The 18669-nt window shown below is 72.4% G+C and carries 21 protein-coding genes; 9 read left to right on the plus strand and 12 right to left on the minus strand.

The features are described from left to right. Positions 1–43 precede the first annotated feature (43 nt). Complete coding sequence (locus tag N538_RS0114810; RefSeq protein WP_028637926.1) at positions 44–544, minus strand: SRPBCC family protein; 501 nt, start codon at positions 542–544, stop codon at positions 44–46. 60 nt (positions 545–604) lie between these two features. Between N538_RS0114810 and N538_RS0114815 the strand changes: the two genes are divergently transcribed. After that, positions 605–1081, plus strand: coding sequence for an SRPBCC family protein (locus N538_RS0114815; protein WP_028637927.1), 477 nt, complete (start codon positions 605–607; stop codon positions 1079–1081). A gap of 56 nt (positions 1082–1137) precedes the next feature. After that, positions 1138–2511 carry an NAD-dependent malic enzyme gene (locus tag N538_RS0114820; RefSeq protein ID WP_028637928.1) on the plus strand — a complete coding sequence of 458 codons (1374 nt, stop codon included), beginning with the start codon at positions 1138–1140 and terminating at the stop codon, positions 2509–2511. Between the two features lie 39 nt (positions 2512–2550). On the opposite strand, the gene ppgK is transcribed toward N538_RS0114820, so the two are convergent. Then, a complete protein-coding gene (gene ppgK, locus N538_RS0114825; RefSeq protein WP_028637929.1) occupies positions 2551–3300 on the minus strand; it encodes a polyphosphate--glucose phosphotransferase in 750 nt (249 codons plus the stop codon). A 111-nt stretch (positions 3301–3411) separates the two neighbouring features. Continuing rightward, positions 3412–4191 (minus strand): NYN domain-containing protein, encoded by a 780-nt coding sequence (locus tag N538_RS0114835; RefSeq protein ID WP_028637930.1) that lies wholly within the window; start codon positions 4189–4191, stop codon positions 3412–3414. Between the two features lie 66 nt (positions 4192–4257). On the opposite strand from N538_RS0114835, the gene N538_RS0114840 reads away from it, so the two are divergent. From N538_RS0114840 to N538_RS0114870, 7 genes are all read left to right on the plus strand, one after another. Next, entirely contained in the window at positions 4258–5022 is a 765-nt protein-coding gene (locus N538_RS0114840; RefSeq protein WP_028637931.1) for a maleylpyruvate isomerase family mycothiol-dependent enzyme, read from the plus strand. A 95-nt stretch (positions 5023–5117) separates the two neighbouring features. After that, on the plus strand, positions 5118–6119 hold the full coding sequence (locus N538_RS0114845) for a daunorubicin resistance protein DrrA family ABC transporter ATP-binding protein (RefSeq protein ID WP_028637932.1): 1002 nt from the start codon (positions 5118–5120) through the stop codon (positions 6117–6119). Then, entirely contained in the window at positions 6116–6877 is a 762-nt protein-coding gene (locus N538_RS0114850) for an ABC transporter permease (RefSeq protein WP_028637933.1), read from the plus strand. Before N538_RS0114845 ends, N538_RS0114850 begins: the two co-directional genes overlap by 4 nt. Positions 6878–7056: 179 nt before the next feature. Next, complete coding sequence (locus N538_RS29720; protein WP_028637934.1) at positions 7057–8478, plus strand: fatty acid desaturase; 1422 nt, start codon at positions 7057–7059, stop codon at positions 8476–8478. Between the two features lie 17 nt (positions 8479–8495). Further along, positions 8496–9059 carry a TetR/AcrR family transcriptional regulator gene (locus N538_RS0114860; protein ID WP_036570695.1) on the plus strand — a complete coding sequence of 188 codons (564 nt, stop codon included), beginning with the start codon at positions 8496–8498 and terminating at the stop codon, positions 9057–9059. A gap of 146 nt (positions 9060–9205) precedes the next feature. After that, positions 9206–10600, plus strand: coding sequence for an MFS transporter (locus tag N538_RS25635; protein ID WP_036570697.1), 1395 nt, complete (start codon positions 9206–9208; stop codon positions 10598–10600). Positions 10601–10640: 40 nt separating this feature from the next. Then, positions 10641–11492, plus strand: coding sequence for a methylenetetrahydrofolate reductase (locus N538_RS0114870; RefSeq protein WP_051549318.1), 852 nt, complete (start codon positions 10641–10643; stop codon positions 11490–11492). Between the two features lie 42 nt (positions 11493–11534). Here N538_RS0114870 and N538_RS0114875 read toward each other — a convergent pair whose 3' ends face one another. The 9 genes from N538_RS0114875 to N538_RS0114915 all read right to left on the minus strand — a co-directional run bounded on the left by N538_RS0114875 (position 11535) and on the right by N538_RS0114915 (position 18644). Beyond that, a complete protein-coding gene (locus N538_RS0114875; protein WP_051549319.1) occupies positions 11535–12161 on the minus strand; it encodes a pyridoxamine 5'-phosphate oxidase family protein in 627 nt (208 codons plus the stop codon). Continuing rightward, positions 12158–12334: a hypothetical protein gene (locus N538_RS28550; RefSeq protein ID WP_155992117.1), complete on the minus strand. Its 177-nt coding sequence runs from the start codon at positions 12332–12334 to the stop codon at positions 12158–12160. Before N538_RS28550 ends, N538_RS0114875 begins: the two co-directional genes overlap by 4 nt. A gap of 9 nt (positions 12335–12343) precedes the next feature. Further along, positions 12344–13354, minus strand: a complete 1011-nt coding sequence (locus tag N538_RS0114885; protein ID WP_155992118.1) for a zinc-binding dehydrogenase — start codon at positions 13352–13354, stop codon at positions 12344–12346. Between the two features lie 38 nt (positions 13355–13392). Further along, entirely contained in the window at positions 13393–13806 is a 414-nt protein-coding gene (locus tag N538_RS0114890) for a VOC family protein (protein WP_028637939.1), read from the minus strand. Next, positions 13803–14333: a DUF1638 domain-containing protein gene (locus N538_RS0114895; RefSeq protein WP_197025352.1), complete on the minus strand. Its 531-nt coding sequence runs from the start codon at positions 14331–14333 to the stop codon at positions 13803–13805. The genes N538_RS0114890 and N538_RS0114895 overlap by 4 nt, the downstream gene beginning before the upstream one ends. Positions 14334–14385: 52 nt before the next feature. Continuing rightward, on the minus strand, positions 14386–16263 hold the full coding sequence (locus N538_RS0114900) for an ASKHA domain-containing protein (protein ID WP_197025353.1): 1878 nt from the start codon (positions 16261–16263) through the stop codon (positions 14386–14388). Further along, complete coding sequence (locus N538_RS0114905; protein WP_028637942.1) at positions 16260–17132, minus strand: methyltetrahydrofolate--corrinoid methyltransferase; 873 nt, start codon at positions 17130–17132, stop codon at positions 16260–16262. The genes N538_RS0114900 and N538_RS0114905 overlap by 4 nt, the downstream gene beginning before the upstream one ends. A gap of 67 nt (positions 17133–17199) precedes the next feature. After that, positions 17200–17868 carry a corrinoid protein gene (locus N538_RS0114910; RefSeq protein ID WP_036570700.1) on the minus strand — a complete coding sequence of 223 codons (669 nt, stop codon included), beginning with the start codon at positions 17866–17868 and terminating at the stop codon, positions 17200–17202. Next, positions 17865–18644 carry an IclR family transcriptional regulator gene (locus tag N538_RS0114915; protein ID WP_028637944.1) on the minus strand — a complete coding sequence of 260 codons (780 nt, stop codon included), beginning with the start codon at positions 18642–18644 and terminating at the stop codon, positions 17865–17867. The genes N538_RS0114910 and N538_RS0114915 overlap by 4 nt, the downstream gene beginning before the upstream one ends. Positions 18645–18669 lie beyond the last annotated feature (25 nt).

Raw genomic sequence — 18669 nt, forward strand, 5'->3', positions numbered from 1 at the left:
GAGCTGTGGTGCGGACATGTCACGCAGGTCCCCCGTCGGGGGGTCAGCGCAAACCTTCCGGCGGCGTGTTCTGGACGACACCGAGGACGTCGGGGTCGCCGCACGCCTCGGCGTACGCCGCGATCCGGCCGCGGATCTCCCGGCCCAGCAGCCACCGCCCGATCGGGTCGGCGGCCGGGCGCAACCAGGACGGGTTCGCCGTCCACGTGTACTTCCAGACCGCCCGGGTGCCGGCGACGCCGTCCCGGGTCTCGGGGGTGAACCGCCACCCGCCGCCGAACGACGCGAAGAACCACGGCCCCCTCTCCATCGTCATGCCCACCGAGGTGGGCGGTCGGTACGACACGTAGCGGCTCACCATCGAGGGCCCGACCCGGGCGCGGGTGTAGGTGCGGACGCCCGCCGCGGGCTGCTCCGCGCCCAGCAGGTGCTGCTTGCGGATGAACGGGTCCCAGCGCAGGCGGACCGCGCCCGTCGTCTGCGAGACGGCGAACGCGGTGTCGGGCGGCACCGGGACCCACGCCTCGGCCGTCACCTGGGGCATGGCACCAGCCTGCCACCGAGCGAGCACATCGAATCCTGCCGGGCCGGGTAGGGAGTCGCCATGACCCGCTTCTCCGCCGACACCCGGGCCGAGGCCGTGGTCGCCGCGCACCGCGCCGACATCTGGGCGGCCCTGACCGACCCGGCGCTGGTCGCCGAGCTCACGCCGTTCGTCCGCCGGATCACCGCCGACGGCGACCACTGGCGCTGGGAGCTGTCCGGGCTCACCGTGCTGGGCGTCGGCGTCGCGCCGGCGTTCACCGAGCTGGTGACGTACGACGAGCCGAGCCGGATCGAGTTCCGCCACGACCCGCCCGCCGGCACGAGCGAGCGGTCGGCGGTCGAGGGGTGGTACTCCCTCGAGGACGCCGAGGGCGGCACCCGCCTGGTCACGGCCCTCGAGATCACCCTGGACCTGCCGCTTCCACGGGCGTCCGAGCGCGCGGTGCGCGGCGCCATGAGCCGGGTGATCGACCAGATGGGCGACCGGTTCTCCAGGAACCTGCTCGCGCACCTCGGCGCCGAGGAGGTCGCGTAGGGACGGCGCACGCGTCCGACTTGCCGGTAACCGACCGGCAGCGAGAGGGTCGGGACATGGCCGCCACCCCCTCGTCGTATTCGATCACGATGCGCCTGCACACCGCGCCCGACCACGGGGTCGTCGGTGCGGTGGCGACGACGATCACGCAGGCCGGCGGCATCGTGACCGCGATCGACGTCGCGGAGTCCAGCCACGAGCGGCTCGTCGTGGACGTGACCTGCTCGGCCAGCGACGCCGCGCACGCGAAGGTGCTCGAGGCGGCCGTCGACGCCCTCGACGGGGTCGAGGTCCACCGGGTCAGCGACCGGACGTTCCTGATGCACATCGGCGGCAAGATCGAGGTCACCTCGAAGGTCCCGCTCCGCAACCGGGACGACCTGTCGATGGCCTACACCCCCGGCGTCGGCCGGGTCAGCATGGCGCTGGCCGAGCACCCGGAGGACATCCCGCGGCTGACCGTGAAGGGCAACTCGGTCGCGGTCGTCACCGACGGGTCCGCCGTCCTCGGCCTGGGCAACATCGGCCCCGGTGCGGCGCTGCCGGTGATGGAGGGCAAGGCCGCGCTGTTCAAGCGGTTCGCGGACATCGACGCGTGGCCGATCTGCCTGGCCAGCCAGGACACCGACGAGATCGTGAAGGCGGTCGAGATGATCGCCCCGGGCTTCGGCGGCATCAACCTCGAGGACATCGCCGCACCGCGCTGCTTCGAGATCGAGCGCCGGCTGCGCCAGTCGCTCGACATCCCCGTGTTCCACGACGACCAGCACGGCACCGCGATCGTCGTGCTCGCCGCCCTCACCAACGCGCTGCGCGTCGTGCGCAAGGAGCTGCCGTCGGTGCGGGTCGTGGTGTCCGGCGGGGGAGCGGCGGGCACGGCGATCGTCACCCTGCTCATCGCCGCCGGGGCCACGGACGTGGTCGTGGTCGACCGCGCCGGGGCGCTCGCGGCCGACGACGACTCGCTCGCGCCGGCGCACCGGCAGCTGGCCGCCGTCACCAACCCGCGCCGGGTGCGCGGCGACCTGCACACGGTCCTGCACGGCGCGGACGTTTTCATCGGGGTGAGTGCCCCCGGCGCGCTGAAGGCCGAGTGGATCCGGGACATGGCCCCCGATGCGGTCGTGTTCGCCCTCGCGAACCCCGATCCCGAGGTCGACCCCGCCGAGGCGGACAAGTACGCCGCCGTCGTCGCCAGCGGCCGATCGGACTACCCGAACCAGATCAACAACGTGCTGGCGTTCCCCGGCGTCTTCAGGGGGCTCCTCGACGCCCGCGCGCACGAGGTCACCATCGACATGCTGCTGCGCGCCGCCGACGCGATCGCGCACGTGGTCGACGACGACGAGCTCAACCCGAACTTCATCATCCCCACCGTCTTCCACCCCGACGTGCCCAAGGCGGTCGCCGCCGCGATCCGCGGCGACTGAGCGGCCGTCGCGGGCGCCCTGACCCGGTCGGGTCGGCCGTCAGCCGCCGCCCTCGCTGGCGTAGAGCGCCGCGCCGACCACGCCGGCCTTGTTGCGCAGCGTGGCGGGCACGATCTCGGTGTCGAGGTCGAGCAGCGGGAGGAACTCCTCGCTCTCCTTGCTCACCCCGCCGCCCACGACGAACAGCTCGGGGGAGAACAGCATCTCCAGCGTCCGGTAGTACCTCGTCAGCCGGTTCGCCCAGTGCTCCCACGAGAGCCCCTCGCGCTCGCGGGCGCTGTTGGCGGCACGCGACTCGGCGTCGTGCCCATCGACCTGGAGGTGACCGAGCTCGGAGTTCGGGACCAGGACGCCGTCGTGCACCATCGCCGAGCCGATGCCGGTGCCGAGGGTCGTGACGATCACCAGGCCCGAGCGGCCACGCGCGGCGCCGTACCGCACCTCGGCGAGACCGGCGGCGTCCGCGTCGTTGACGACGTGCACCTCCCGGCCGGTGGCCTCCGTGAGCAGCTTGTCCGCGTCGGTGCCGACCCAGGACTTGTCGATGTTCGCTGCCGAGTACACGACGCCGTGGCGGACGACGCCGGGCACCGTCACGCCGACCGCGCCCTTGCAGTCGGGGAACTGGGCGAGCAGGTCGACGAACACGTCGCGCACGTTGTCGGGCGTGGACTTCTCCGGAGTGCGGATGCGAACCCGCTCCCCGGCGAACTCACCGGCGTCGAGGTCGACGGGCGCGCCCTTGATGCCGGTGCCGCCGAAGTCGATGCCGAAGGGTTGCTCCGTCATGGCGCCAACCTACGCTCCTGGACTCGCCGCATGGCTGGCGAGGAGACCCGGATGCTGCTCGAGGACGAGCCGGGCTGGCAGATGAACGCCGACCGCGAGAGGTACCGCGCGCTACTTGGCCGGTGAGGCCTTCGTGGCCGGGGCGGCCTTCTTCGCCGCCCGCTTGCGCGGCGCCCGCTGCGAGCGCAACCGGACCCGCGGCTGCCCACCCTCGGGGTGGTCGAGGTCCAGGTAGCTCTGTGCGCCGGCGAGCGCGCTGAGCCGCGGGAAGCCGTAGTGCCGCGGGTCGAAGGCCGCGTGCGTCTTGCCGAGGTAGGTGCCGACCGCGCCGAGCGGTGCCCAGCCGTCCTCCTGCCCGGTGCTGCGAACGGCCGCCTCGAGGATCGTGCGCAGGTCGGGCAGCGAGTCCTCCTCGGCCTCCGCGTCGCTGTCGTCGGGGGTGTCCTGCTCGTCGCGCAGCACCTCGAGGAAGATGAACTTGTCGCACGCCGCCTGGAGCGAGGCGGGGGTACGCCGCCGGCCGAGGCCGTAGACGGTCTTGCCGGACTCCCGCAGCCGGGTGGCCAGCCGGGTGAAGTCGCTGTCGCTGGACACGATCGCGAACGCGTCCAGGTTGCCGGAGTACAGCAGGTCCATCGCGTCGATGATCAGCGCGGAGTCCGTCGAGTTCTTGCCGACCGTGTTCGCGAACTGCTGGACGGGCTGGATCGCGTGCCGCGCCAGCTCGCCCTTCCAGCCGCCGAGCTGTGGGGTCGTCCAGTCGCCGTACGCCCGCTTGACCGTCGGTACGCCGTACCGGGCCAGCTCGGCGAGCAGTGCGGCGGAGTGCGAGGAGGACACGTTGTCGGCGTCGATGAGGACGGCGAGGCGGACGGCGGCGGGCTCGGTCACGCCCCACTCCTACCACCTCCGGGTAATCCGGGTGCCGCGCGCCGCGCGAGGTGTCACGCTCGGCACGTGCCCACCCAGCTCCCCCTGGCGCGCCACCTCGACGGACTCCGCTCCGCGATGGTCGCGTTCGTCCGGTACGCCGACCGCGCCGGCCTGCGCGCGCCGGTGCCGACCTGTCCCGGGTGGACGGTGCGGGACCTGGTCGCCCACCAGGGCATGGTGCACCGCTGGGCCGCCGGCCTGGTGCGCGGCGAGCGGGACATCGACCCCGACGTGCTCGAGGCCGCCGGCCAGGAGGAGTCGGACCCGCTGGAGTGGCTGCGCGACGGCGTGATCGAGCTCGCCGACACGCTGACCCGGGCGCCGGCCGACGTGCAGGCGCCGGTGTTCCTCCATGACGCACCCGCGCCGCGGGAGTTCTGGGCCCGCCGGCAGTGCCACGAGACGACGGTGCACGCGGTCGACGCGCTGTCCGCGGCGCTCGGCCGGTCACCGGATCCCGCCGAGACGTGGATCGAGGTCGACCTGGCGGTCGACGGGATCGACGAGCTGCTCGGCGGCTTCCTCACCCGGCCGCGCTCGCGGCTGCGCTGCGAGGAGGAGTCGGTGCTCGTCGTCGCGCCCGACGACGCGCCCGACTGGTGGCGGCTGCGACTGGGCCCGCGCCCGGCCGTCACCGAGCGGCTCGTCGGCCCGCGCCGCGGCCTCGGCGACGCCGACTGGGTGCTCAACGGCACCGCGGTCGACCTCTACCTCTCCCTCTGGAACCGCTCCGGCCGGCCCGCGCTCGAGGGGACCTGGCGCGAGCAGGCGGCGGTCACCTGGTCCTGACCCGATGAGTCCGCGGCGCGGCCCGGGTCAGAGCTGGCCGACGCTTGCTATGCGTGTGTTCAAGTTTGAATAGATGACGGATCCAGGGAGTCAGGATGATCGAGGCACGGGGGCTCGTGCAGACGTTCCACACGGGACGCGGGAAGAACGCCAAGGAGGTCCGGGCCGTCGACGGCGTCGACCTCGATGTCGCCGAGGGCGAGGTGGTCGGGTTCCTCGGCCCCAACGGCGCCGGCAAGACCACGACGCTGCGGATGCTGACGACGCTGCTCCGGCCGACCGCGGGCACCGCCACGGTCGCGGGCTACGACGTCGTGAGGGAGCCGGTCCAGGTCCGGCGCAGCATCGGCTACGTCTCGCAGGTCGGCTCGACGTTCTCCGGTGCGTACGCCGGCGACGAGGTCGTCGACCACGGGATGCTCTACGGGATGAGCCGGGCCGACGCCGTACGCCGGGGCCAGGAGCTGTTCGAGCGGCTCCAGCTCGACGGGCTCTGGACCCGCCAGCCCAAGAACATGTCCGGCGGCCAGAAGCGCCGCCTCGACGTCGTGATGGGGCTCATCCACGACCCGACGCTGGTCTTCCTCGACGAGCCGACCACCGGGCTCGACCCGCAGGCGCGGGCGAACCTCTGGGACCACATCGGCGACCTGCGCGCGCGGCACGGTGCCACGGTCTTCCTGACCACGCACTACCTCGACGAGGCGGACGCGCTCGCGGACCGGATCCTGATCATCGACCAGGGCCGGATCGTCGCCGCCGACACCGCGGACAACCTCAAGGCCCAGGTCGCGGGTGACCTGGTCGACCTCGAGGTCGCCGCCGACGACCAGGTGGGCCTCGCGGCCGCGAAGCTGGGCGCGATCGCCGACGGGGTCGAGACGGACGGCCACCACGTGCGGGGGCGCGTGGGCCGCGCGGGGCGCGTCGTACCCGGGCTGCTGCGGGAGCTGGACGCCGCGGGCGTCACCCTCGACTCGATCGAGGTCGCGCGGCCGACCCTGGACGACGTGTTCCTCACCCTCACCGGCCGGTCGCTGCGCGACGCCGAGGCCGGCTCGGAGAAGGACGACGACAAGGAGCAGGTGCCGGCATGAGCTTCACGCGAGAGAGCACGATCGTGTTCCGGCGGCAGATCCGGATGAACCTGCGCAATCCCGCGTGGGTGCTGATCGGGATCATGCAGCCGGTGCTCTACCTGGTGCTGTTCGGCCCGCTGCTCGAGCCGCTGGTGTCGTCGTTCGGCACCGGCACCGACAACGCCTACACGTTCCTCGTGCCGGGTCTGCTGGTGCAGCTCGGCATGTTCGGCGCGTTCTTCGCCGGGTTCGGCCTCATCGGCGAGTGGCGCGAGGGCGTGATCGAGGCCGAGCGGGTGACTCCTGCCAACCGCTCCGCACTGCTCGTCGGCCGGCTGATGCGGGACGTCAGCCAGCTGTTCGTCCAGGCGGTCATCCTGGTCGCGCTCGGCTACGTGATGGGCCTGCGCGGCTCGTTCGGCGGCATCGTGCTGGGGATCCTGATCACGCTGATCATCGGCGCGGCCTGCGCGGCCGCCTCGAACGCGCTCGCCCTGACCACCAAGAGCGAGGACGTGATGGCGCCGATCATCAACATCGTGATGATGCCGGTGCTGCTGCTCAGCGGCATCCTGCTCCCGATGACGATCGGGCCGGAGTGGCTGCAGAACGTCAGCGACCTGATGCCGTTCAAGTACGTCGTCGACGCGGTCCGCGACTCCTTCTCGGGGAGCTTCGGCACCTCATCGGTCCTCTGGGGCACCGTCTGGGCGGTCGTCCTCGCGGTGCTGGGGACCTGGTGGGGCACCGCGACGTTCCGCAAGGAGAACGCCTGACGGAGACGCGCCAGCCGATCCGTCGATGGTGGTCGAGCGAGCTGCACGGCTGGGCTCTCGACGAGCTCGCCCACCGAGGCAGCCCGGAGGCCGCTTTACAATTCATCTCCACTTGTCAAGTCGCTTGACATTTCGTACGGTTCTGTCAAGCAACCGACGAGGCCTACGGAGGCATGGGGATGTCCGAGCAGATCGCGAACAGCACCGTCCGGGCGGGGTCGACCGACTCCTGGCGGGACCGCAAGCGCTACCTCTGGCTGATCGGCCTGGTGGTGCCGTCGCTCGCCTTCATCGGGTACGCCGCCTGGGCGCTGACCGGCTGGGGCATCTGGTTCTGGATCGGCCCGGTCGTGATCCTGGGCGTCGTCCCGGCGATCGACCTGGTGGCCGGGCTCGACCGGTCCAACCCTCCCGACGACGTGATCGAGGCGCTGGAGCGGGACCGCTACTACCGCTGGATCACCTACCTGTTCCTGCCGATCCAGTACGCCGGCTTCGTGGGCGCCATGTGGCTGATCGCCGGTGACGACCTCTCGACGTTCGCCAAGATCGGCCTCGCCGTGAGCATCGGCTGCATCGGCGGCATCGGCATCAACACCGCGCACGAGCTCGGCCACAAACGCGAGGAGAACGAGCGCTGGCTCTCGAAGGTCGCGCTGGCGCAGAGCTTCTACGGGCACTTCTACATCGAGCACAACCGCGGCCACCACGTCCGGGTCGCGACCCCGGAGGACCCGGCCAGCAGCCGGGTGGGCGAGAGCTTCTACCAGTTCTGGCCGCGCACGGTCGGCGGCTCCCTGAGGTCCGCGTGGAACCTCGAGAAGCGCCGCTACGCCCGCAGGCAGCAGCACCCGTTCCGGATCGGCAACGACGTGCTCAACGCCTGGCTGATGTCGGTGGTCCTCTGGGGCGCGCTGGTCGCCTGGCTCGGTGTCGGGATCCTGCCGTACCTGGTGGTCCAGGCCGTCGTCGGCTTCTCGCTCCTCGAGGTCGTCAACTACATGGAGCACTACGGGATGCTGCGCCAGAAGGTCGGCGTCGGCGAGCGCCAGCGCTACGAGCGGGTCGACCCCACCCACTCGTGGAACTCCAACAACATCGCGACCAACGTGCTGCTCTACCACCTGCAGCGGCACAGCGACCACCACGCCAACCCGACCCGCCGCTACCAGTCCCTGCGCGACTTCGAGGAGAGCCCGGTGCTGCCGACCGGGTACGCCGGCATGATCGTGCTCGCGATCGTCCCCGCCGTCTGGCGCCGGGTGATGGACCCGCGGGTGCTCGCGCACTTCGACGGCGACCTGTCGCGCGCCAACCTCAGCCCCCGCAAGCGCGACAAGATCCTCGCGAAGTACCCCCCGCCCGCCCCGGCCGGCACCTCGGGCGGTCCGGGCGGCGCCGCCGCCGGCGTACCGGCCGAGGAGGTGCTGGCCGCCCGCTGCCCGGGCTGCGGCTACACGTACCGGGTCGAGGAAGGCGACGAGCACGAGGGCTTCGCGGCCGGTACGCCGTGGGCGGACGTGCCCGACTCGTGGTGCTGCCCGGACTGCGGCGTCCGGGAGAAGGTCGACTTCGTCCCGCTGACCGAGGCGGTGGCGTGATTCCTACACTGGAGGCCATGGCCTCCGCGATGCGTGACCGCGTCGTCGAGGCCGCGGTCGCGATGACCACCGAGTCCGGGTGGGCGGCCGTCACCATGGGCTCGATCGCCGAGCGGGTCGGCGTCAGCCGGCAGACCGTCTACAACGAGGTCGGCACCAAGCCGGGCCTGGCCGAGGCGATGATCCTGCACGAGCTGGACCGGTTCCTCGGCATGGTGACGGCGGCCTTCGACGAGCACCCGGCCGACCTGGTCGACGCGATCCGCGCGGCGTCGCGCGGCGTCCTGGAGCTCGCGCAGGACAACCTGCTCCTGCACGCGGTCGTCTCGGCGACCCACGGCGCGGACACCGAGCTGCTGCCGCTGCTGACCACCCACGCCGAGTCGCTGCTCGCGGCCGCGAAGCTCGTCGTGCGCGACCGGGTCGCGCCGTACGACGTCCGCCTCGACGAGACGCACCTCGACGCTGCCATCGACATGGTCGTCCGGGTGGTGCTCAGCCACGTGATGCAGCCGTCCGGCCCGCCGGCGCGGACCGCCGAGGACATCGCGTGGATCGCCGCGCGAGTGCTCCGCGGCTAGGACGCTCACGCAGCGGCGCGGGCCTCGGCCACCTCCGCTGCATCCCTGAATGCGCGAGGCGTGATCCGCGGGTGCTCGAGGCCGAGCCGGTCGACGTGGTCGGCCCGGCATCGGGGTTTTCGACGATCTCTCCTAGGCTCTTCGAAGTGAGCGACTCCTCCGGATTGCCCGGCGTACGCCTCGGCACGGTGACCGGCCGGGCCGTGGTCCTCGCCGCCGTCCTCGGATCGGGCATGACGATGCTCGACGGCACCGTCGTCAACGTCGCGCTGCACACGATCGGCGAGGACCTCGACGCCTCGCTGGCCCAGCTGCAGTGGGTGTCCAACGCCTACCTGCTGTCGCTGGCCAGCTTCATCCTGCTCGGCGGCTCGCTCGGCGACCGCTTCGGACGGCGCCGGGTCTTCGTCGTGGGCACGGTCTGGTTCGCGATCGCCTCGCTGCTCTGCGGGATCGCGCCCTCGCCTGGGGTCCTGATCGCGGCCCGCACGCTCCAGGGCGTCGGCGCCGCGCTGCTGACACCGGGCAGCCTGGCGATGATCCAGGGCGCGTTCGTGCGCGAGGACCGCGCGAAGGCGATCGGGTCGTGGTCCGGGCTCGGCAGCATCGCCGCCGCGATCGGGCCGTTCGTGGGCGGTGCGCTCGTGCAGTACGCCAGCTGGCGCTGGATCTTCCTGATCAACCTGCCGATAGCGGTCGTCACCGTCGTCACCGCGCGGCGGGCGGTGCCGGAGACGCTCGACCCGCAGGCACCCCGGGAGTTCGACGTCGTGGGGGCGGTGCTCGCCGCACTCGCCCTCGGTGGCCTGACCTACGCGCTCATCGAGTGGGGGAGCCCGCTCGCCCCGTGGGCCGTGCTGGTGATGGTGCTCGCCGCTGCCGGGTTCCTCGTCGACGAGCGCCGCAGCGACCACCCGATGCTGCCGCTCGGCATCTTCCGGGACCGCACGTTCAGCGCCGCGAACCTGATGACGATGGTCGTGTACGCCGCGCTCGGCGCGGTGCTGTTCTTCCTGGTGCTCCAGCTCCAGACCGTGAGCGGGTACGGCGCGCTCGAGGCCGGCGTCTCGACGCTGCCGATCACGCTCTGCATGCTGTTCCTCGCCCCGCGCGGTGGCGAGCTCGGCACCCGCATCGGCCCGCGCATCCCGATGACCGTCGGTCCCCTGGTGATGTCGGCCGGCGCCCTCCTGCTGATGCGGGTCGGCGCGGACGTCAACTACTGGACGGACGTGCTGCCCGGACTGACCGTCTTCGGCCTCGGCCTGGCCCTGATGGTGGCGCCACTGACCGCCACCGTGCTGGCCGCGGCCCCGGACGAGCACGCGGGCATCGCCAGCGGCGTCAACAACGCCGTCGCCCGGGCCGGCTCGCTGCTCGCGGTGGCCGCGCTGCCGGTCGCCGTGGGCCTGATGGGCGCGGACTACGCGGACCCGGCGGTCTTCGACGCGGCGTACGGCCAGGCCGTGATGATCTGCGCCGGGCTGCTCGCGCTCGGCGGCGTGATCTCGTGGGTGACGATCCGCGACGCAAGGGTCTAGACTCGGCGACGTCGGTGCGCATCACGAAACGAGTTCCACCATGCGCAACAAGTCGTCCCACGTCCAGACCCTGACCCGGCTGCTGGAGCAGTCCCGGTACGAGGTGCTGCCCACGCCCTCGACCGAGGACAAGGTGCTCGCCCACGTGCCCCGGGACGTGGGGGTGACCGTCACCGCCTCGCCGGGCAAGGGCCTGGAGGCGACGCTTGACCTGGCGGAGCGGCTGACCGGCCACGGGTACGCCGTGGTGCCGCACCTCGCCGCGCGGATGGTGTCCGGCCGCGCCGAGCTCGCGGAGATCTGCGAGCGGTTGACGGGGAAGGGCATCACCCGGATCTTCGTTCCCGGCGGGGACGCCGACCCGGCCGGGGACTACCCCGACGCGCTGGCGCTCCTCGAGGACCTCGCGGACCTCGGCCGGCCGTTCGCCCACGTCGGGATCACCGGCTATCCCGAGTCGCACCCGACCATCCACGACGACCTGACCGTGCAGTCGATGTGGGACAAGCGGCGCTTCGCCACGCACGTCGTCAGCAACCTGACGTTCGACCCCGCCGTGATCCACGACTGGGTGCACCGGATGCGCGGGCGCGGCATCACGATGCCACTGCTGCTGGGCATCCCGGGCCCGGTGGACCGCACCAAGCTGCTCGCGATGGCGACCAAGATCGGGGTGGGCGAGTCGACCCGGTTCCTCGCCAAGCACAAGGGCACGTTCGCCCGGCTCGCGGCGCCGGGTGGCTTCACCGGCGAGCGGTTCCTCGAGAAGTGCGCACCGACCCTCGGCGAGCCCGCAGCGCTGGTCGAGGGGTTGCACGTCTTCACGTTCAACCAGGTCGCGGAGACCGAGGCCTGGCGGCAGGACCTGCTCGCTCGCCTCCGCAACCGATGAGTCGAGGAAGCGGGCCCAGCGGGACCGGGTGGCGCACCTTCTCTACGACGTGAGGCGCTGGACCGACGGAGGCACCGGCAGGTCGGCCGACCAGGGCGCCGGGACCGGAGGGTCGTAGGACGTGCGGACCGGCACCAGGCCGCTCCATACGTCCGGCTCGGCACCTGCCTCCGCGGGCGTGGCCGGCCACTCGGCGGCGACCTTCAGCAGCCAGTTGTCGGCGCCGATCGGCAGCGACAGCGCCGTGGTGCTCGCGAGCTCCTTGCGCGTCGACGCCCGGACCTCGGTCGTCCGACCAGGGAGCAGGGTCTCGCTGAACACGTCGAGCGCCGCCTCCTTCGGGTCCACGGCAGTGAGCGATCCGCGGATCGTCGCGGACCGGTAGTTGACCGACGACTCGAACGTCGTCGGCGCGACCACGAGGGCGTCCAGGGCGAAGACCGTGAGCACGGCGGCCGCGCCGGCGCCGACGGCCCGCAACGCACCTGCGCCGGTCGAGCCGTGCAGCAGGACCCGGTCGCCGTCGCGCGCGTAGAGCATGGGTACGGCGAGCGGCGCGCCGTCCACGACCGTCGAGAGCACGCCGGCCCACTGGGAGTCGAGCAGTGCGTCGAGCGCGGAGCGGTCGGTCACGCCGTACTCGCTGAGGCGGTTCAGGTGGGACGTCATCCGAGCTGGCCGTCCGGACGACCCGTTCGGACGACGTCCGGCGGGGCGGGCGCGAGGTCGAGGGCGTGCACGTCCTGAGGAGGGGTGTGGTCGTTCGCGAACGCCAGGTGCCGCTCCAGCAGCTCCCGGACGTCGTCGGCGCGGGGATCGTCGTCCCCGATCACGCCCTCCATGGGCGCAGGCTAGCCGCTGACCGAGATGACGGTCTTGTCTCCGGTGCGGCCGACGGCGTGCTCGAAGGCCGCGGCGGACCGCTCGAGCGGGAACCGGTCGCTCACCAGGTCGTCGAGGTCGACCCCGGTGGTCGCGAGCCGGATCGCCCGCGGGTAGGTCTCGTGCATCCGGCGCACCATCGCGAAGGTCAGGCCCTTGCGGCGCGCCGGGGCGGCGGGGAACGCCGACAGGGGCGTCGAGGGGATCCCGCCCAGCGCGAGTCGGGCGCCGGGCCGGGCGCACGCGACGGCCGTGGCGATGCCGGCGTCGGCGCCGGCCATCTCGACCACGACGTCGACGCCGCGGCCCGCGGTCGCGGCCATCAGCTCGCCCTCGACCTCCTCGGGCGACCAGGCCGCGTCGGCCCCGAAGCGCAGGGCGGTACGCCGCCGGTGCGCCAGCGGCTCGGACACGAAGACCCGTGCCGCGCCGGCGCGGCGGGCGACCGCGGCGGCCAGCACCCCGATCGGGCCGGCTCCCACGACCAGCACGTCGTGGCCGGCGCGCACGTGGGCGTGGTCGACCGCGTGGATGGCGACACCCAGCGGCTCGAGCAGCGCGCCGGCGTCGTCGCTCATCCCGTCGGGGAGCGGGAACAACAGCTCGTCGGGCCACACCAGCCGCTCCTGCAGGCCGCCGTCGAGGCTCTCGTGCCCGGCGAACCGGATGTTCGGGCACAGGTTGCCGTGGCCCTCCAGGCACTGCTCGCAGCGCCCGCACGGGATCGCGGGGTCGACGGCGACGCGACGCCCGGCGTACGGGCCGTCGAGGGCGCGGCCCGCGAACTCGTGCCCGGGCACGACCGGGTCGCCGATCGAGACCTCGCCGGTGCCGCCCTCGGCGTACCAGTGCAGGTCCGACCCGCAGAGCCCGACCGAAGTGACCGCGACCGTCGACCAGCCGGCGGGCGGCGCGCCCGGGTCGTCGGCCTCCTCGATCCGGAGGTCCCCGACGGCGTGGAGCTTCGCGACACGGTGCACGCGCCACATCATCCCCGCTGGGCGCCGGCGCCGCCTCGTCAGGCGACGAAGATGCAGAACGGGTGACCGGCGGGGTCCGCGAACACGTACAGCGGCTCCTCGTCGTCCGCCGTGCGGTCGAGCAGGACCGCGCCGCCGAGCTGCAGCACGCGCTGGCGCTGGAGCTCCAGGCTCGCCACGTCGGGGACCGCCATGTCCAGGTGCAGCATCATCTGCTGTTCGCCGGGCCGGTCCGCCTCCGGCGTCCACACCGGCGCGACGTACTCCGGGTTGGCCTGGAAGGCGAGGCCGTGCGGGCCGTCGTTCGGCCGGAGCACCAGCCAGTCCTCCTCCTCGCGGTGCGTCTCGTCGCCGGGCCGGTACTCGTAGCCGAGCAGGTCGCGGTAGAAGTCGCCCAGCCGCCGCGGGTCGTGGCAGTCGAGCACGGTCTGGCGGACGACGGGGTGGCTCACCCGGCGACGGTACGACGCAGTGCGTCCTCGAGGCGAGCGTCGCCGGTCTCGACCACGGTGAGCGGCAGCCCGATCCGCTCCGCCGCGGAGGACGCCAGCCGGCGCAGCTCGTCGTCGGGGCGCTGCGCGAGCCAGACGACCCGCGTGTAGTTCCCGAAGTAGGCCTCCCGCAGCTCCGGCCAGCGGTCCAGGCCGAGCTCCTGCTCGACGGTCCGCGCGAAGGACCTCACCAGGAAGTCCGTGAGCAGGTAGGTGCCGGGCTGCGCGTCGAAGAACGTCTCGATCCGCGATGCGCCCGCGTAGAGGTCGTAGCAGTGCAGGCCGGGCAGCCGGGCCAGCCCGAGCTCCTCGCACACCTCGTCGAGCGCGCCGTACGTCCCGCAGTCGGCGTACCCCACCACGACGGAGTCGTAGGTCGAGGCGAGCGTGCTCGCCAGCGCGCGCACCTCGCCCGCGATCAGCTGGGGCTGGTTGTGCAGCAGCGGCGGCAGCGGGTGGACGTCGACCGGCCAGTGGTTGCGGTCCACGATCTCCTTGCAGGGCTGGGCGATCGCCCCGCAGGCGATGAGGGCGACCCGGTCAGAACCCGAGCTGGTCGACGAACCGGTCGTTGAAGTCGGTGCGGTCGGAGAGCTCGACATAGGTCACCTCCTCCAGCAGCGCCTGGGCACCGGCGCGCTCGCGCACGGAGAGCAGCGCCATCTTCGCCCCCTCGCCCGCGACGTTGCCGGCGGCCACGATGCGCAGGACCGGCAGCTTCGGCACCAGCCCGATGCGGACGGCCGACGCGGCCGAGAGGTAGCTGCCGAACGAGCCGGCGAGCAGCACCTGCTGCACGTCGCGGTGCTCGAGGCCGAGCTCCTCGAGCAGCAGCGTCCAGCCGGTCGAGATCGCGGCCTTCGCGAACTGCAGCTCGCGGACGTCGCGCTGCGACAGCACCACGCAGTCCTCGGGCTCGGCGTCCGGTGTCGGGCGGTGCAGGACGAACACCCGCTCCTGGGCCCCCTTGGAGTTGCTGAGCATGGTGAGCCGGTCGGCCAGCGCGGGCGCCACCTCCTTGGCGACGTCGTCGGCGACGTACCGCCCGGACGCGTCGAGCAGGCCCGCCTTCACGAGCTCGGCCACGGCGTCGACGAGACCCGAGCCGCAGAGACCCTTCGGCTCGACGTCACCGATGACCCCGAGCTCGACCGTGTCGCCGAGCCGGACGACCTCGATCGCGCCGTCGGCGGCGCGCATGCCGCAGCGGATCGCGCCGCCCTCGAATGCCGGGCCGGCCGGCGCGGCGGTCGAGAGGATCCGGTCGCCGTCGCTGACGACGATCTCGCAGTTGGTGCCGACGTCGATGAACAGCCGGGTGCGCTTGTCGCGGTCCATGCCGGTGGCGAGCATGCCGGCGACGATGTCGCCGCCGACGTACGCACCGAGAGCGGGGAAGAGGGTGGCCCGGGCCCGGGGGTGGAGGGTCAGGCCCAGGTCGGAGGCGAGCAGGTCCGGCGGCTGCGCACTCGACATGATGAACGGCGCGACGCCGAGCGGCTCCGGGTCGATCCCGAGGGCCAGCGCGGTCATCGTGGCGTTGCCGGCGACGGCGACCTCGTAGACATGGGTCGGGTCGACGCCGCCCTCGTCGCACACCTGGGCGGCCAGCGTCGCGAGCGTCTCCTGGGCGGCGGTCTGCAGCCGACCCAGCGCGGCCGGGTCCATCATCGTGGCGCTGATCCGGGTGATCACGTCGCCGCCGAACGGCTGCTGCCGGTTGAGCATCGAGGCGACCGCGACCGGCGTGCCGGTGCCGACGTCGAGCAGCGTCGCGACGACCGTGGTGGTGCCGAGGTCGAAAGCGATGGCGTACTGCTGCCGGGTCGTGTCGCCGGGCTCGACCTCGATCAGCGCCTCGTCGACGACGACCGCGGTGACCTTGAAGTCGGCCTGCCGCAGCACGGTCGGGAGCCGGCGCAGCAGGTGCAGGTCCGGCACCGGCTCGAGGTCGTCGACCGCCGCGAGCAGCCGCGCCAGGTCGGTGCGCTGGTCGGCGAGGGTGGGCTCCTCGAGCTCGACGTACCGCTTCTGGATCGCCGGTCGCAGGATCACCTGCCGGCCGACCCCGACGGTGGCGGCCTTGGGCCGGGTGGTCAGAGGGGGTACGTCGACGGTCAGGTCCCGTGTCGCGTTGACCAGGCAGGCGAGCCGCCAGCCGGCGTCCAGCTGGTCGCGGGTGAACGTCTTGACGTCGTGGCGCGTGATCGGGCTGGGGCCGTCGATGCGCACCTTGCACTTGTGGCAGGTCCCGTGGCCGCCGCAGGTGGAGTCGATCGCGATGCCGTTCCACGACGCGGCGTCGAAGACGGTGACGCCGGGCGGCACCCGGACGGTCCGCTGGGCATCCTCGACGGTGAACGAGAGGTCGACCCGGCCGGTCCCGTCGGGCTGAGCGCCGTCGTGGAGCTCCGTCACGCGCTCGCTGCCGCCTTCGCCCGGTGTGCGGCGATCCACGCCATGCCCCACTCGTCGTGGCCCAGGAAGACGTCGGCGGCCTTGACGGCCTCGACGATCTGCGGGGTGCGGGTGTCCATGATCGCGCTGGTGAGCCCGGCGGTCATCGCCATCGGCAGCCACGCGGCTCCGAGGGTGTGCCGGTCGGGCATGCCGAACGACGTGTTGGACGCGCCGCAGGTCATGTTCACCCCGTGCTCGTCGCGGATCCGGCGCATTGTCTCGAAGGTCACCAGCGTGGTGGAGGTGTCGGCGCCGATGGGCATCGCGAGCGGGTCGATCACGATGTCGGCCTGGGCGATGCCGTACTCCTCGGTGGCCACCCGGATGATCTTCGCGGTGAGGTCCAGGCGCTTGTCGGCCTCCATCGGGATCTCGTCGTGGTCGTTGGGCAGCGCGATGATCGCGGCGTCGTACCTCTTGACCAGCGGCAGGATCGCGGCCAGCCGGTCGTCCTCGGCGGTGACGGAGTTGACCAGCGCCCGGCCCTGGTAGACCGACAGCCCGGCCTCGAGCGCCTCGACGACCGAGGAGTCGATGCAGATCGGCAGGTCGCTGATCGACTGGACGAGCTGGATCGCCTTCGCGAGCAGCTCGGGCTCGTCGGTGAGGGGGACGCCCATGTTCACGTCGAGCACGTCGGCGCCGCCCTCGGCCTGCGCGATGACGTCCCTCTCGATCGCGGACAGGTCGCCCGCGCGCAGCTGCTCCTGGAAGATCCGGCGGCCGGTGGGGTTGATCCGCTCGCCGATCAGGCAGAACCGCTGGTCGTGGCCGAGCACGACCTCGCGGGTCGCCGACCGCAGGACCGTGTGGAGCGGCTCGCTCATCCGGGGTCCCCTCGAAAGTGCGGGCTGGAGGAGCGAAGCGGGGGAAGCTCGCAGCTTCGAGGGGTGGTCATGCGGGGACCTTCGCGCGCCGCGCCTCGAGCATCGCCTTGGCCTTCTTGACCGTGGCCGAGGCGTCGGCGGCGTACCCGTCGGCGCCGACGGCGTCGGCGTACTCCTGGGTGACCGGGGCGCCGCCGACCATGACCACCACGGAGTCGCGGAGGCCGGCCTTCTCGAGGGCGTTGATGTTGGCCTTGAACATCGGCATCGTGGTGGTGAGGAACGCCGAGAAGCCGACGATGTCGGGCTGGTGCTCCTCGATCGCGGCCACGAACTTCTCCGGCGCGACCTGGACGCCGAGGTCGATGACCTCGAAGCCGGCGCCCTCGAGCATGATGTTGACGAGGTTCTTGCCGATGTCGTGCACGTCGCCCTTGACCGTGCCCATCAGGAACTTGCCGACCGTCTGCACCCCGGTCTCGGCGAGCAGCGGCCGGAGCCGCTCCATGGCACCCGCCATCGCCCGGCCCGCGATCAGCATCTCGGGCACGAAGAAGTCGCCGCGCTCGAACCGCGCGCCGACCTCCTCGAGCGAGGGGATGAGCGCGTCGAAGAGCAGCGTCTGCGGCTCCATCTCGATCGACAACCCCTCCTCCGTCAGCTCGAGCACCCGGGGTGCGTTGCCGACCAGGGTCTCGTCGTAGAGGCCCTGCAGGATCTCCTCCGGTGAGGTCATGCCACACCCTCCTTGGGTGCTGAGCCGCGCAGCAGCGTCGACAGCTGCGTGGCGTGGGACGACAGGTTCTTTCCGAGCTCCTCGAGGCGGTCCTCGAGGCGTGTGGTGGGTCCCGAGATGCCGAGCGCGGCGACCACGTCGCCGCGGGCACCGTGGACCGGTACGGCGACGCCGCTCAGGCCGATCTCGAGCTCGCCGTCGGTGACCGCCCAGCCGCGCTGGCGGGCGCGCTGCCCGTCGCGGACGAGGAGGGCGGGGTCGGTGATGGTGTTCTCGGTCAGCGCCGCGAGCGGCCCCGCCGGGACCGGCAGCGCCTGCCAGGCGTAGAACACTTTGCCGAGCGCGGAGGTGTGCGCCGGCACGTCGATCTCGGTCCAGTCGCGGGTGCCGAGCAGGTAGCGGCTGTCGACCTGGGCGACCTGCACGACCTTGTCGCCGCGGGCGACCGAGAGGTGCACGGACTCCGAGGTCTCCTCGCCGATCCGCTCCAGCGCCGGTCGCGCGAGCCGGACCAGCTCCTCCCACGGGTCGTGGCGGGCGGCGTACAGCCAGAACAGGCTGCCGGCGACGTACGAACCTCCGGCGTCGCGCTCCAGCAGGCCCCCGCGCTCGAGCGCCGCGAGCATCCGGGAGGTGGTCGACTTCGCGAGCCCGCTCGCGGCCTGGAGGTCGGCGAAGCTCAGCGGCGCGTCGGCGTGCACGACCGTCTCGACCAGCGCCGCCGCGCGGTCGACGGCCTGGGTGCCGGTGCTCGCCTCTGCCCTCGTGGATGACACGTGCTTCCGTCCTGTTCCATGTTGT

It is taken from the genome of Nocardioides sp. URHA0032, from assembly GCF_000620645.1.
Lineage (GTDB): Bacteria > Actinomycetota > Actinomycetes > Propionibacteriales > Nocardioidaceae > Nocardioides.